This is a genomic window from Bacillus sp. FJAT-42315 (assembly GCF_002797375.1).
Classification (GTDB): Bacteria; Bacillota; Bacilli; order Bacillales; family Domibacillaceae; genus Bacillus_CE.
In genome coordinates, this window is sequence record NZ_KZ454941.1 from 2,269,116 (window position 1) to 2,283,649 (window position 14,534).

General features: G+C 38.4%; 10 protein-coding genes. 2 read left to right on the forward strand and 8 right to left on the reverse strand.

From position 1 onward, the window contains the following. Positions 1–35: 35 nt before the first annotated feature. The 4 genes from CEF22_RS11130 to parE form a co-directional block, all read right to left on the reverse strand. Entirely contained in the window at positions 36–2,255 is a 2,220-nt protein-coding gene (locus tag CEF22_RS11130; protein WP_100402934.1) for a PAS domain S-box protein, read from the reverse strand. A 188-nt stretch (positions 2,256–2,443) separates the two neighbouring features. After that, positions 2,444–3,862: an alanine/glycine:cation symporter family protein gene (locus tag CEF22_RS11135; RefSeq protein WP_100402935.1), complete on the reverse strand. Its 1,419-nt coding sequence runs from the start codon at positions 3,860–3,862 to the stop codon at positions 2,444–2,446. Positions 3,863–4,007: 145 nt separating this feature from the next. After that, complete coding sequence (gene parC / locus CEF22_RS11140) at positions 4,008–6,434, reverse strand: DNA topoisomerase IV subunit A (protein ID WP_100402936.1); 2,427 nt, start codon at positions 6,432–6,434, stop codon at positions 4,008–4,010. Positions 6,435–6,438: 4 nt separating this feature from the next. Then, positions 6,439–8,391, reverse strand: a complete 1,953-nt coding sequence (gene parE / locus CEF22_RS11145) for a DNA topoisomerase IV subunit B (protein ID WP_198508104.1) — start codon at positions 8,389–8,391, stop codon at positions 6,439–6,441. 284 nt (positions 8,392–8,675) lie between these two features. Here parE and CEF22_RS11150 point away from each other — a divergent pair, with 284 nt between their 5' ends. After that, the gene (locus CEF22_RS11150; RefSeq protein ID WP_100403992.1) at positions 8,676–9,074 is read left to right on the forward strand and encodes a DUF1259 domain-containing protein; all 399 of its coding nucleotides are present in this window, start codon (positions 8,676–8,678) and stop codon (positions 9,072–9,074) included. A gap of 147 nt (positions 9,075–9,221) precedes the next feature. After that, the gene (locus tag CEF22_RS11155; RefSeq protein ID WP_095480158.1) at positions 9,222–9,428 is read left to right on the forward strand and encodes a hypothetical protein; all 207 of its coding nucleotides are present in this window, start codon (positions 9,222–9,224) and stop codon (positions 9,426–9,428) included. A 198-nt stretch (positions 9,429–9,626) separates the two neighbouring features. Here the strand turns inward: CEF22_RS11155 and CEF22_RS11160 are convergent, their stop codons facing one another. From CEF22_RS11160 to CEF22_RS11175, 4 genes are all read right to left on the reverse strand, one after another. Beyond that, positions 9,627–12,554 carry a histidine kinase gene (locus CEF22_RS11160; protein ID WP_100402938.1) on the reverse strand — a complete coding sequence of 976 codons (2,928 nt, stop codon included), beginning with the start codon at positions 12,552–12,554 and terminating at the stop codon, positions 9,627–9,629. Positions 12,555–12,870: 316 nt separating this feature from the next. Beyond that, positions 12,871–13,236 (reverse strand): BslA/BslB family hydrophobin, encoded by a 366-nt coding sequence (locus CEF22_RS11165; protein WP_157843225.1) that lies wholly within the window; start codon positions 13,234–13,236, stop codon positions 12,871–12,873. Positions 13,237–13,551: 315 nt separating this feature from the next. Beyond that, positions 13,552–13,782 (reverse strand): hypothetical protein, encoded by a 231-nt coding sequence (locus CEF22_RS11170; RefSeq protein WP_100402940.1) that lies wholly within the window; start codon positions 13,780–13,782, stop codon positions 13,552–13,554. Positions 13,783–14,082: 300 nt separating this feature from the next. Continuing rightward, positions 14,083–14,493, reverse strand: coding sequence for a CoA-binding protein (locus CEF22_RS11175; RefSeq protein ID WP_100402941.1), 411 nt, complete (start codon positions 14,491–14,493; stop codon positions 14,083–14,085). Positions 14,494–14,534: the final 41 nt, after the last annotated feature.

Consider the following 14,534-nt stretch of genomic DNA (forward strand, 5'->3'; position numbering starts at 1 on the left):
AAACGGGTATAGCAAACACAAATAGTTGCATTAAACTACTCACTATGTTCACTTCTCCCACTCCCTTTACTCTTTTCTTCTTCATATACAGGTAAAGAAATCATCACCTTTGTTCCTTTCCCTTCTTCGCTTTCAAAAGAAATCGTTCCTTTATGGTTTTGAATAATTTTAAAGCTGACCATTAATCCAAGACCGGTCCCCTTTTCTTTATTAGAATAGAATGGTTCACCAAGTCTAGCAATCCGATCTTTTTGAATGCCAACTCCTTCATCTGTCAATTCCATGATCACTCGATTATTTTCATGCTTCGTTGTCATGGTAATGACCCCGCCATTAGGCATCGCTTCTAAAGCATTCTTGATTAAATTAATGATTACTTGTTTAATTTGCTTCATTTCTCCAAATGTTTCCGGTAAATAATGATCAAGTGTACTAACGATATTGGCATTATGGAGTAACGCTTCAGGTTGCATAAAAATAATGACTTCATTCAGTATTTTATTCAAATTAAGTTTTTCCATTTGCAATTCTTGATGAGGTTTCGCTAGCATTAAAAATTCATTCATAATAAATTCAATTCGTTGTAGTTCAGACAAAATAATGTCGCTATACTTCGTTTGGCTTTCCTTTCCCCAAAGCTGAACAAACCCTTTAATCGTCGTTAATGGATTGCGAATTTCATGAGCGATCCCAGCCGCTAATTGTCCCACAGCTCCTAGCTTATCGCCTTTACGAATTAAAATATCTTTCTCCTTCAATTCGGTAATATCTTCCATCACACTAATGATTCGCTTCGGCTGTTTCGCTTTATTGTAAATGACGGTTTGTCTTGATCGGATCCAGCGAATTTCACCACTCGGTCGAATGATACGAAACTCGAATTCATCAGGTTCTTCCTTATAATGAGTAAATTGATACATTAAGTACTCGCGGTCCTCTTCATGAATCGTTTCAATATATTGAAAGTGATTTTGATATAAATCGGATATAGAACGTTGCCATACTTTCTCAAATGCAGCGCTTACATAAAGTAGTTGAAACCCCTCTACATTATGCACACAAAATACTTCATTAATATTTTCAGTAATCTCTCTTATTTGTTTTTCGCTTTCCCTTAATTTTTGCAAACTCATTTGATAGTCTGTAATGTCACGTATATTTACCGCAAGCCCTGTTGAGGATGGGAACGTACAGATTTCAAAATAACCTTTGTAAAGATTACTATATACTTGAAAACGTTGGGGTTCTTGCGTATTCATGGACTGCTTATAATAATATTCATAAATCGTTCCTCTTACCTCAGGAAAAGTATCCCATAAATTCTTCCCCACAATTTCTTCTTGATTTTTCTTCCACATGTTTGCAAGCACGTCATTGACATAGACAATATTCCACTGATCATCTACAAAGAAAAATGCTTCGATAATGCTCTGTAATATATTCTCAAGACGCTCGTTTGCTTTTTTTAGCTCTTTTTTCTGATTGATAAGCTCTCTCTGCGCCTCCACTAGCATGGAATTATCTCTACTAATACCGGAGAAAGCCACGACTTCTCCTACTTCATTTCGGATCGGTGAAGCGGTTATACTCACAGGAATCATTGACCCATCTTTACGCAATCTCATCGCTTCATAGTTGACCATTTTTTCCCCAGATAATACTCTTTCCCTGATCTGTTGAAATTCAATGTAAAAAGAGTCCGGAATAATCGGTAACTTTTGTCCTTTTACTTCTTCATTTGTCCATCCAAAAATCTTCTCAAAGGCTCTATTCACAGCAATAACATTTCCTTCTAAATCTATAAGGTCAACTGCATCATCCGTATTTTCCCAAAATGATTGAAAATATTGATTTGATTGAATAAGTTCACGTTCTAATCGCTTTTGTCGGCTCATATCTCTCCCGATCATTAAAACCATTTTTTGCGCAACCATTGAAGCTCCACTCCAAGACATCCAAATGTAATTACCATCTTTGCATAAACTACGGTTCTCAACAGTTACTGATTTGCCACATTGTACAACCTCTTCAAACTTTTCTCTTGTATTTTCAAAGTCAGATGAGTGAATGTAATCTAAGAAATTCTTTCCGATAAGTTCTTTCTCATCATAACCTAACACCGAGGTTAATGCTGGGTTAACAAATCGAATAATTCCATCATGATCAGTAGCTGCAAACATTTCTTTTGTCATTTGTATAAACCACTCAATCTCTTCAGGAGAAACGAGTGAAGAATTAAAAAAATTATTCGCCATTTTCTATACCTCTTTAAAAACGAATTTTAGTCCTACAAAAAATTAGAATTAATTAAAGATTAACACTTTTGTATATAAAATGACTAGGTAATACGAGAAAAAAGTAGGAATGTACTGGTTTCTTTCCTAAATATCTATGCCGTTTCATATAAAAAGCCCACGACGAATACGTCATGAGCTTTGCCCGTTTATTTTTCTTTTCGTTCCCAACATTCAACTCCATTGAGACCTTCGATAGAATCAGCATAGAAAACGGGGTCTTTTCCTGCTTTTCGTTGTTTCTGATAATCCCTAAGAACCGCCATAGAGATTTTATACAACATCGCAATGGCCACTAAGTTAATAAAGGCCATAATCGCCATAAATAAATCTGCTAAGTCCCAGACTAAACTGATTTTAGCGACTGATCCAAAATAGACCATTCCAACGACAGCTACGCGATACACAAATAATGTTGTCGGTGAATTTTTAATAAATTCGATATTTGTTTCTCCGTAATAATAATTCCCGATAACCGAACTAAAAGCAAATAGAAAAATCGCTACAGCAATGAAAATACTCGCCCAATCACCGATATGAACACTAAGCGCTGATTGAGTTAGATTAATAGAAGTAAGTCCTTCTTTTGTATACTCACCAGATAAGAGAATGATGAAAGCAGTAGCCGAACAAATCAAAATCGTATCGACGAATACGCCTAATGTTTGAATCAACCCTTGCTTCACTGGATGACTAACATCTGCTGCCGCTGCGGCATTTGGAGCGGAACCCATACCTGCTTCATTTGAATAGAGTCCTCGCTTCACTCCGTTCATCACCGCAGCACCTAATGCTCCTCCTGCTGCCTCTTGCAAACCGAAAGCGCTTTTAAAGATTAACATAAACATCGCTGGTACTTCTGTAATGTTCATGAATAAAATAGTAATCGCCAAAATTAAATAAATAATCGCCATCACGGGGACGAGAATTTGTGTCACATTCGCAACCCTTTTAATCCCACCGAAAATAACGACAGCTGTTAACCCGGCAAGGATCAGCCCGATCGTAGAAGTAGGTATATTAAACCCTTGATTAACCGCATTTGAAATGGTATTCGATTGAACGGCATTAAAGACTAATCCGAAGCAAAAAGTGATGGTAATCGCAAAGATAATTCCCATCCATCTTTTATTAAGCCCCTTCTCCATATAATAGGCAGGACCTCCACGGAAACCATTTTTATCTTTTACCTTATACACTTGAGCAAGTGTACTCTCAACAAAGCTCGACGCCGCTCCAACAAAAGCAATGACCCACATCCAGAAAACAGCTCCTGGTCCACCCGTTGCGATTGCTGTTGCAACTCCAGCAAGGTTTCCTGTTCCTACTCTTGAAGCCGCACTGATCGTAAACGCTTGGAAGGAAGAGACCCCTTTTTTTCCATCGGTTGAGATTGTTGATTTTTCAAAAATTACACGAAACATTTCCCCGAAATAACGAAACTGAACAAACTTGCTTTTATATGAGAAAAATAGACCCAAACCTATCAACATGGCAATCATTAAATAGGTATACAAATAATCATTAATTGTCAATACATATTGATTAATGACATCTAAAAGCTCCATATAAAATCACCCTCCCTTTTACCTGCATTCAGCTTAAAATTAACCTATACTACCTTATCAAAAAGATAGATTCCAATCAAATGGATTTTTTAAACACCATTGAGAAATAGGGCTGCATAATCATACACAGCCCTACGGAACTCCCTTATTGTTGTGGATCAATCAACGGCCACACTCTTGTGACTACACCACTTTCTTTTTCATCAACAACAAAGGAACCATTAGAATAACGATCGCTCTTTTTTAACGAGTGAAAATCAAATGTTTCAGTTTGACCTTTTTCTGTTTGTAACACCATTTTTTCTATAGACTCGACCCATTCTACTCCGACGACACGATGAGGATTCGTTTTTAATTCACGAAGCATGACGACTCCCCGAGTGGCTCGGGTAGCGACTTCAAACACAGATATGTCCATTTTCTTGACAGCACCTCGTTGCGTGACTAGAATGAGCGCTTGACCGGATAGCTCTTTCGTTGCTTTACCAGCAACAACAAAATCGCCTTCTTTTAAATTAATCCCCTTGACTCCCGCTGCTCGTGGCCCAAAGATATTCACTTCTTGCTCAGCAAATAATAAACCGTAACCAAAATGTGTCGCGATGAACACATGACCTTCGCCATCCGTCAAATGAACATCGACGACTTCATCATCCGCTTTTAAATTGATCGCGACTAATGCTCGAGAATAACGCTGAACTTTATACTGTGACAGCTCTGTTTTCTTGACCATCCCGTTTTTCGTCATAAACAATAAGAAGAGCGGTTGATTGAAATCCTTCACCGAGAATACAGAAATAACCTCTTCCTCTTTATCAATCGACACAAGGCTTGCGACATGCTGCCCTAAGTCTTTCCAACGAATATCTGGCAATTCATGAACCGGTAAATACAAGTAGTTCCCTTTATTCGTAAACACTAGTAAAACATCTGTTGTGTTCACTTCCGCTTGATAAAGTAAATGATCCGTTTCTTTCATGCCAAGGTCAGCCCCACCGGAAGCTGAATAAGAACGCAAGCTTGTTCTCTTCATATAGCCATCCTTTGTAACAGTCACCATTACATCTTCACTCGGGATCATCACTTCTAAATTCACTTTAATTTCTTCAATTTCTTTCTCAATGACGGTTCGGCGCTCGTCGTTGTAATTTTTCTTAATAGCTCGAAGCTCTGTTTTAATGACAGCTGCTAACTTTTTCTCACTAGCTAAAATAGACGTCAACTGAGCAATTAAAGCCGCTAGCTCATCCGCTTCTGTTCGTAAAGCTGTAATATCAGTATTCGTTAATCGATATAGCTGTAAATTGACAATTGCTTCTGCTTGCGGCTCAGTAAAGTCAAACGATTGCATTAAATTTTGTTTCGCGTCTTTCTTGTCTTTAGATGCTCGGATCGTTGCAATCACTTCATCTAAAATAGACAATGCCTTTATTAAGCCGTCGACAATATGGGCTCTTGCTTTTGCCTTTGCCAATTCGAATTCAGAACGTTTCGTCACCACTTCTTTTTGATGGGTTATGTAGGTATCGAGCAACTGAGTAAGCCCCATTAACGTAGGACGACGGTTATGGATAGCGACCATATTAAAATTGTAGCTAACTTGCAGGTCACTCGCCTTATATAAGTAATTAAGAATCCCTTGTGCATCACCGTCTTTTTTCAACTCGATGACAACTCTTAAACCTGTTCGATCCGTTTCATCGCGAATTTCGGAGATTCCCTCTACTTTGCGATCTAATCGTAGCTCATCTATTTTCTTGACGAGATTGGCTTTATTCACTTCATAAGGAATTTCTGTGATCACAATTTGCTTACGGCCACCTCGAATCTCTTCGATGTCGGCTTTACCGCGCACGACTACTTTTCCCTTACCTGTTTTATACGCTTTTTCAATGCCATCGATCCCTTGAATAATTCCTCCAGTCGGAAAATCTGGACCTTTTATGACAGTCATTAACTCCTCTACTGTACAATTCGGCTTGTCCATTCTTAAAATAGCCGCATCAATGACTTCTCCAAGTTGGTGAGGGGGAATTTCTGTTGCATACCCAGCAGAAATTCCCGTCGCTCCATTCACTAACAAATTGGGATATCGTGATGGCAACACAGTCGGCTCTTCGGTTGTATCATCAAAGTTTGGGATAAAATCAACCGTTCGTTTATCAATATCTTTTAACAACTCACCCGCAATCGAGGAAAGTCTTGCTTCTGTATAACGCATCGCTGCTGGAGGATCGCCATCAATCGATCCGTTGTTTCCATGCATTTCAACGAGCAATTTTCTCACTTTCCAATCTTGACTAAGACGTACCATCGCATCATAGACGGACGTGTCACCATGCGGATGGTAATTACCGATGACATTACCAACCGTCTTGGCTGATTTTCTAAATCCTTTTTCTTGCGTGTTTCCTTCTGCATACATCGCGTATAAAATTCGGCGCTGAACCGGCTTTAATCCATCGCGAGCATCCGGTAATGCACGCTCTTGGATAATATATTTACTGTAGCGACCGAAGCGATCACCTAACACTTCTTCTAATGGTAAATCTTGAAATTTCTCTTTCTCCATTTAGTTATTCCTCCTCGCCGATTGAAAGATTCTCGTTTTCTAAAATGTTGCCATCCTCTTCCATGCCGAACGCAACATTCGATTCAATCCACTTGCGGCGCGGTTCAACTTTATCACCCATTAACGTGGTGATTCGACGTTCCGCTCTTGCGGCATCATCGATTAAGACACGAATTAACGTTCTCGTTTCAGGATTCATCGTCGTCTCCCACAGTTGATCGGCATTCATCTCACCTAAACCTTTATAACGCTGAAGCATGCAGCCTCTTCCTACTCTTTTCATCGTTTCATCGAGCTCATCATCGGTCCATGCATATTCAACGACTTCTTTTTTGCCGCTTCCTTTACTTACTTTATAAAGGGGCGGAAGGGCAATATACACTTTCCCCGCTTCGATCAAAGGTTTCATATAACGGTAAAAGAACGTTAACAACAACACTTGAATATGCGCACCATCTGTATCGGCATCGGTCATAATAATGACTTTATCGTAATTAGCATCTTCCACCGCAAATTCTGGCCCAACTCCGGCACCAATCGCATGAATAATCGTGTTGATTTCTTCATTTTTAAAAATATCAGCGAGTTTCGCTTTTTCTGTGTTGATCACTTTCCCTCGAAGTGGCAACACCGCCTGGAAACGACGGTCACGACCTTGCTTCGCCGAACCACCTGCTGAATCTCCCTCCACTAAATACAATTCATTTTTTTGTGGATTTCTTGATTGTGCTGGCGTCAACTTTCCTGAAAGAACCGCTTCATTTTTTTTGCGCTTTTTGCCATTGCGGGCATCTTCTCTCGCTTTACGCGCTGCTTCTCTCGCTTGAGCGGCTTTTACCGCCTTTTTAATTAATAGCGAACTAATATCAGGATTTTCTTCAAGAAAATAAGACAGCTGAGCAGAAACCACTTGATCAACAGCCGAACGAGCCTCACTCGTCCCTAGCTTCCCTTTCGTCTGCCCCTCAAATTGTAAAAGCTCTTCAGGAATTCTAACAGAGATAATCGCTGATAGACCTTCCCTAATATCCGTTCCTTCAAGATTTTTGTCCTTTTCTTTCAATAAACTCACTTTGCGAGCGTACTCATTAAACATTCGCGTCATCGCTGTACGAGCACCTGCTTCATGAGTCCCCCCGTCCTTTGTACGAACATTATTGACAAATGACAAAATATTTTCTGAAAAACCGTCATTAAATTGAAAAGCAAACTCTACTTCAATGCCACTTTGTTCTCCAGCGAACGAAGCAACTGGATGTAACGTGTCCTTTTCTTCATTTAAATATTTGACAAACTCTTCGATCCCATTCTCATAGTGGAAAATCTCTTCTGCTCCATGACGCTGATCACGCAACGTGATTTTCATCCCTTTTAATAAAAAAGCAGATTCTCGTAACCGTTCACCGAGCGTATCAAAATTGTAATTAATCGTACTGAAAATCGTTGCGTCGGGTTTAAAATGAATAATCGTACCTGTTTTCCTTGTCGTTCCTATTTTCTCTAATGTCGTAACCGGCGTTCCACCTTTTTCAAAACGTTGTTCGTAAATAAAACCATCACGATGAATCGTCACTGTCAGCCATTCAGATAGAGCATTCACGACGGACGCACCAACTCCGTGAAGCCCTCCACTCGTTTTATAGCCACCTTGGCCAAACTTCCCGCCAGCATGAAGAATCGTTAAAATCACTTCTGGTGTCGGCTTGCCCATCTTATGCATTCCAGTGGGCATTCCGCGCCCATGATCTTGTACACTAACAGATTGATCTTTATGAATCGTAATATTGATTTCATTGCCATATCCAGCGAGTGCTTCATCGACTGAATTATCGACAATTTCATAAACTAAATGGTGTAATCCTCTTGCATCCGTAGAACCAATATACATTCCTGGACGCTTTCTCACAGCCTCAAGCCCCTCAAGAACTTGAATAGCATCATCGTTATACTCAATCATTGTTTTTTTTCTTGACACAAATATTCCCCTTTCTAGCCTTTCCATGGGGAAAAGCAAAACAAACAAATGTTCGTTTTTAATCTTATCATATTTTTCATAAAAAGGACATCTCTGATTAACATGCGTTTAATTGGCGCGCTCTTATGTAAAATAACTATGACTTATTGTATGTTTAGCGCGGATTTAAATCAATTACATTGCAATAAAAAATGATTTCCCCCTATGCTTCACAGGTGATAATTCCATTTTCCTCTACATAAATTGTTATAAAAAAGGTGGGAATTATTATGAACTTCAACACGCTTTGTCATCAATACGCTCAAATATTTAATAAGAAGCCGACGATTGAACATGGTGTTTGCTCCGTAGAAATGCACCGCAACCTCAATGTAACGATTCAAGGTCGCCTAAGCCGCGGAGAGCTTCACGCCGAAATTATGTTTGAATCATTGGATCATCAAGGGAATGCACTTAATCTTGGAGAAACAGTCATACTTGAACAAGAAATACCGCTTTTCACCCATGTTCTTGTCAAAAACGGTATCATGATTAGCGCGCTACATAATCATTGGCTATACACAAAACCAACGATCCTCTATATGCATTTCCAATCGGTCGAACCGCCCCTTTCTTTTGCACGCAAAGTAGCAGAAGCTTTTCAAGTGTTAAAAGGTACTGAATGAGTATAAATCGAAAAAATGGGCCGCTTTTGAAAAGTGACCCATTTTTAAAAAATACAAAAAAATATCACATCTTTTTTACAAATATGAAGCAAAAAAACATGGTATAATTAGGTATAAAGAAATGAATTGTTGGAGGTAATTTATATAATGAAAACCTACATTACCTTTCAAGGAGCAATGGCCATTCGAAAATCGTACAACTTGCATACAAACCGAGCACAACTTACAACTACAGCTTTCGAGGCAGAGCAGCACGTACCACATGCTAAACGAAACGGTTCTTTCGCCAATCAACCAAATGCTCGACAAGTCGATTCTGATGAATACTTTAATGAAACAAAATTTTTCAGTTGACTTACTAAAGACAATTAAATACAACTAGGCTATATACATAAAAATTACCGGGCCGCCTTTTTATGGGCGACCCTTTTTTTCTATAATGAGACCAATACCACAAATAATCCAAAAATCCTTCAATTGAGTAGATGCTTTTTAATTATTAACTAACTTCTATTATCTTGTACACATTATAAAAGGTTTTTCATTATGTGTTTACTCCTTTAATGGAATGGTGATACTCATTGTTGTTCCTGCTCCTTCGACGGAATGAACAGTCAAACTACCGTTTGACATGTCACGCACGCGACGCAGGACATTCGAAAATCCGATTCCTTTTTGTTTTTCCGTACTAGCCAACAATTTAGTTAATTGATCCGCTGACATTCCGACACCGTCATCGACGACTTGAATAAACAGGGATTTATCGATTTGTTGGATCGTAAGTTGGACTTGTCCGTTTCCTTCTTTTTCAAATACACCATGTCGAATAGCGTTCTCGACAATTGGTTGAATCAGTAGACTTGGAATGTGAACTCCTTTTCTATTTAAAGCAGGGTCCACTTCATAAGAAAATGATAGACGTTGACCAAACCTTGCTTTTTCAATTTCTACATACGCTTCAATAATCTCTAATTCTTTTTGTAAAGAAGCAAAGTGCCCTTCTTTTCCAGCTTCGAAAATATAACGTAAATAGGAGCTGAGCATCGTTAATAAATGAGCGGCTCGTTCTCCGTCTGTGTAGCAAAACGAAATAATGCTGCTAAGCGCATTGTAAAGGAAATGCGGCTTGATTTGTGCTTGTAGAAAAGCCATTTCATTTTCTACTGCTTGCGTCACTGCTTGTTTTGTTTGTTCAACCGCATTGATGCGAGCCAACAACGCTTGCTTAGTTACAGGTTTTACTACATAGTCATTTGCTCCAGAGGAAAAAATGCTCTCTAATTTAGTTGGGTAATCATGTGTTGTCATCATAATAATAGGCAACTCTATTAATGATGCTTTTTGTCGAATATATCTCGTTAATTCAATCCCATCCATCGCTGGCATCACTTCATCGATCATTATCAGTGAGAAAGGTTGTTCTGAATGAGTAAGCTTAGAGATCGCTTCTGGAGCTGAGTAGGCGATGGTCACAGCATATTGCTCGGATAGTAAAGAAAACAAGACTTCGGCGTGAATCACATCATCTTCTACAATCAATAGCTTTTGTCGATTTTCGGTATTCTTATTAGAAAAAAGCCATGTATCTTCTGGTTTAGCTAAAGTAATTGAATCCAATTTTTTATATTCATAGAAAGGAAGTAGTACGACAAATTGAATCCCATTTTCTAATCTTTTGCTATGTAGATGACAATTCATGCGCTCTAATAGCTCTTTCCCCATTAAGAACCCCGCACTATGATCAGGCGTTACATATAAATCTTCATATTCACCGATTGCGTCAAATGTTAAATAAATATGTTGTTCATTCATATGTTTAGCATGGACGGTGATCGTTCCATTTACTGAGTAGTTCGAGCATTCTTCCATAATACGATAAAATATTTGAGTCAATCGATCTTCATCTGCTAATACATTCAGTGAATCTGGAATGTCTTCCAAAAACACAATTTTCTTTCTTGAAAAAGAGAAGTCTAGTAGTTGAGCGATATGACAGACGACCATTTTAATATTGGTCGACTGTAATTGAAACGAGTCCTCCTGAAAACGCATTCTAGTGAAATCTTGTAAATCATTGACGAGATAGAGCAATCGTTCCATTAGTTGTTCAATCATATGAAGCTGCTTATTTTCTTCCTTTTGTTGCACCGATTTCGTTAAATTGATCGCATGATATAAAGGTTGCTTTAACTCTTTTGTCGTTACTTCTAAAAAGGCATCTTTGGCGATATTTGCTTTTTCTAGCCGTTTACTTAAATTTTCGGCATCTTTCGTTCGATTCACTAAGCGAATGCCTAAAAGAACATTCATTGACATAATAAACCCTAACATCCCTAAGCGGTTAAAACCGTTTCTGCCAGATGAAAATAGTTGATCTAATGTGCCGCTAAAAGTATACATCAGTGTAAAAATAAGTATAAGACATAAAACGGCAATTTCATTTTTGGGTAACACCCATCTTTTTTTAATGATTAACCATATGATACGAATAAAGATGGCGAGAAGAATCAAATTGATGTAATAAAAGAAAACATATTGCAAATGGGATAGCGTCCTAGCTGGCAACAAAAGTATAGCAATGGAATACACCGCAACGGGAGCATTCAGCAGTCGCAAATGCTGCATCTTCATCACGGACGGTATCATTTTGACAACAAACAAACTAAAAAGTATGAAGCTAAAAAAAGTAACGGAATCTTGTAGCCGAAAATAAAAGTCGAAAGGTATGTTTGGGAATTCACGAAGCAACGAGCGTTCGCTTCGTGTCATGATCATTAACCCTGAGCTTATAAAATAAATGCCGCTATAAAAGAAGCTGTCCTCTTTTTTCCGAAAAATAAAGATAGTAAGATGATAAATACTTAAAACAAACACCATGAAAATCGCTGCGCGTTCAATAGATACATCATCTTGAACATCTTCTTTCATGGTAGTCGCATCTCCAAAATCAATCGGAAACACAATGCCACCACGCGCATTATAAAAGTTCGCTACGTGTAGAGTGACCAGTAATTCTTCCGTCTTTGGCTGTATATACACTTCATAATAAGGATTTTCAGGAATCGTTTCTTCTTTTGTTGTCCCAACTTTTCCGACTTCTGCTATTTTCTCGCCATTGACATATAGAGTATGAGCGGACCAAATAATTCGCATACGAAATCCAACCTCAGATAAATGAGCAGGCATTTTTATTTTCAATTGATAAGATCCATATTGTGTATCCGTATCCCATTCCTTTGGCACTAATTGATTGTTTGCCTCTTGATGAAAGGTAGCTGGATTGACATAGTCTCCAGGCGTGAACTTCCATTCTCCTGCCAGAGAAAGTAATGGATCCTCCTTCGATAGATGCCTTAAATCTAGTACGCCATCCTTTGCTTGTTCCGTCACTAAGCCAGTGTCTTTATCGCTAAACACCATATAAATAATCGCAATCATAGTCATCGCGATAAGTAACCATCCCACTACTTGCTTCCACATCCACATATCACCTCCTATAACCATAGTATAAAAGATCACTCTCAAAAAACTATCATCTTTTCCGATGAAAGAAAAACTACTGTGCTACTTATTCCTGCTACCTATTTTTCTAATCATTCCATATCTTCATTTCATGATCTCAAAGTTTTATTATCTTAATTAATCATTAGGCACAACTACATAGGAATCACTTCGTTCAAACACAACAAAAAAACGAGCTAGGGCTCGTCTTGGATGAACTGTTTGTGTCGTATTGTGGTCCTGATGGGACATAAGGGAGAGAAAGAACCCCACCCTAAAAAGGTGAGGTTAAAAATTATTGTGATATCAATGTAACAATTTCTGAATCCACTAAATAAGAATTGCCCGATCCATCTGCATCAGCACTTACAGTAATCTCATAGGAGCCTTTAGCAGGTATCACCTTACTATTTAATTGGAGCGCAAAATCACCATTTCCATTCAATCCTGTGAATGTAAGTGTATGCCCATTATTGCTAATTTCTGATACAGTAATTTGTCTCCACTGTCCGAATGGACCAACAGAGTCTGCAGAAGTTACAGTAATTTCACTAGGTAATTGAATTGTAAGTGTGCCATTAACGAATGTAGTATTAGCAAAATAATCTAACCTTATCATTTGAATTTGACCACTTGAATAAGTAGCACTTTTTGTTACCATCGGATCTTTTATCCAAAAACTCCCATCAGTTATTAGAGTTGGTGGTACGCTATTCTCGCCTTATACCTTCTCTCTATCTCGGTTTATAACGAGCCTACACCATACAGGCGGCTTTCACCGCATACGGCGTGCCATCTGCAATAGTTCTATTTTCTTATTTCCCCTGCGTTTAATTTATCAGTAGAAACTCTACAAAAACTCTCAAACTTTCTTAAACATAAAAAATAATGCCTACTCTTCAGTAGTGTTTGCTTGTGTCGCATTATCGTCCGAATGTGTAAGAAAAAACCCCACCAAATGGTGAGGTTAAAAAATTTATTCAAACGTTACTGTTGCTGAAGCTGGACTTTCTACCCCATTTACTACTTGCGTAACATATACAGACCCAAGACCAACAAAAGGTCCGATTGTAAAACCACCTGACGCTATTAAAGAATGATACAGAGTCCCATTTCCCAAATAAATGTTAATTGTAGCATTAGTTTGAATTCCAGTGATATTTAAGTCATCTACATCTACTATTGAAACTATTGGTGCTGTTGGCACGCTATTCTCGTCTTATACCTTCTCTATCTCTCAGTTTTATAACGAGCCTACACCATACAGGCGGCTTTCACCGCATAGGGCGTGCCATCTGCAATAGTTCTATTTTCTTATTTCCCCTGAAGTCAATGTAGCACACGAAGTTTAAAACTGGTTAAAGTAATGAAAAAACACAAAAAAATAACACCTACTATTCAGCAGCGTTTTCATCTAATAATGCTTGTTTTATAAGACTTGGATACACCATCAATTATAATAGGCCGCCTTTTTCACAGGCGACCCTTTTCTTGTTATTTTTCAAGTTTATTTCGCTAACGCGTGTTCGACTTTTATACAACGGTTCATTATTACCGTTTTTCCCTTTTCCTTTAAAAACTCATACGTTCTCTCATCTTCTACACCAAGTTGAGCCCAAAAGATATCGCAGTCGATTTCTGCAAATTCCTTCGCGATGTCAAACAGAAACTCGGAGCGACGGAAGACATTGACAATATGGACTTTTTCTGTGATGTCTTTCAGTGAGCTGACTGCTTTTTCACCGAGTACAGTGTCTACACTTGGGTTGACTGGAATGATTTTATACCCAGCCTTTTGCATTGCTTCAGATACCATGTAGCTTGTTCTTTCTGGATTGTTACTTAACCCTACTACCGCAATTGTTTTTGCTTGTTTCAACAACTGCCCCATTTCTGCTCTTGATGGATTTTCAATCATGTAATTCCCTCCCTATAATGACATATTTCGTTGTTTCTCTG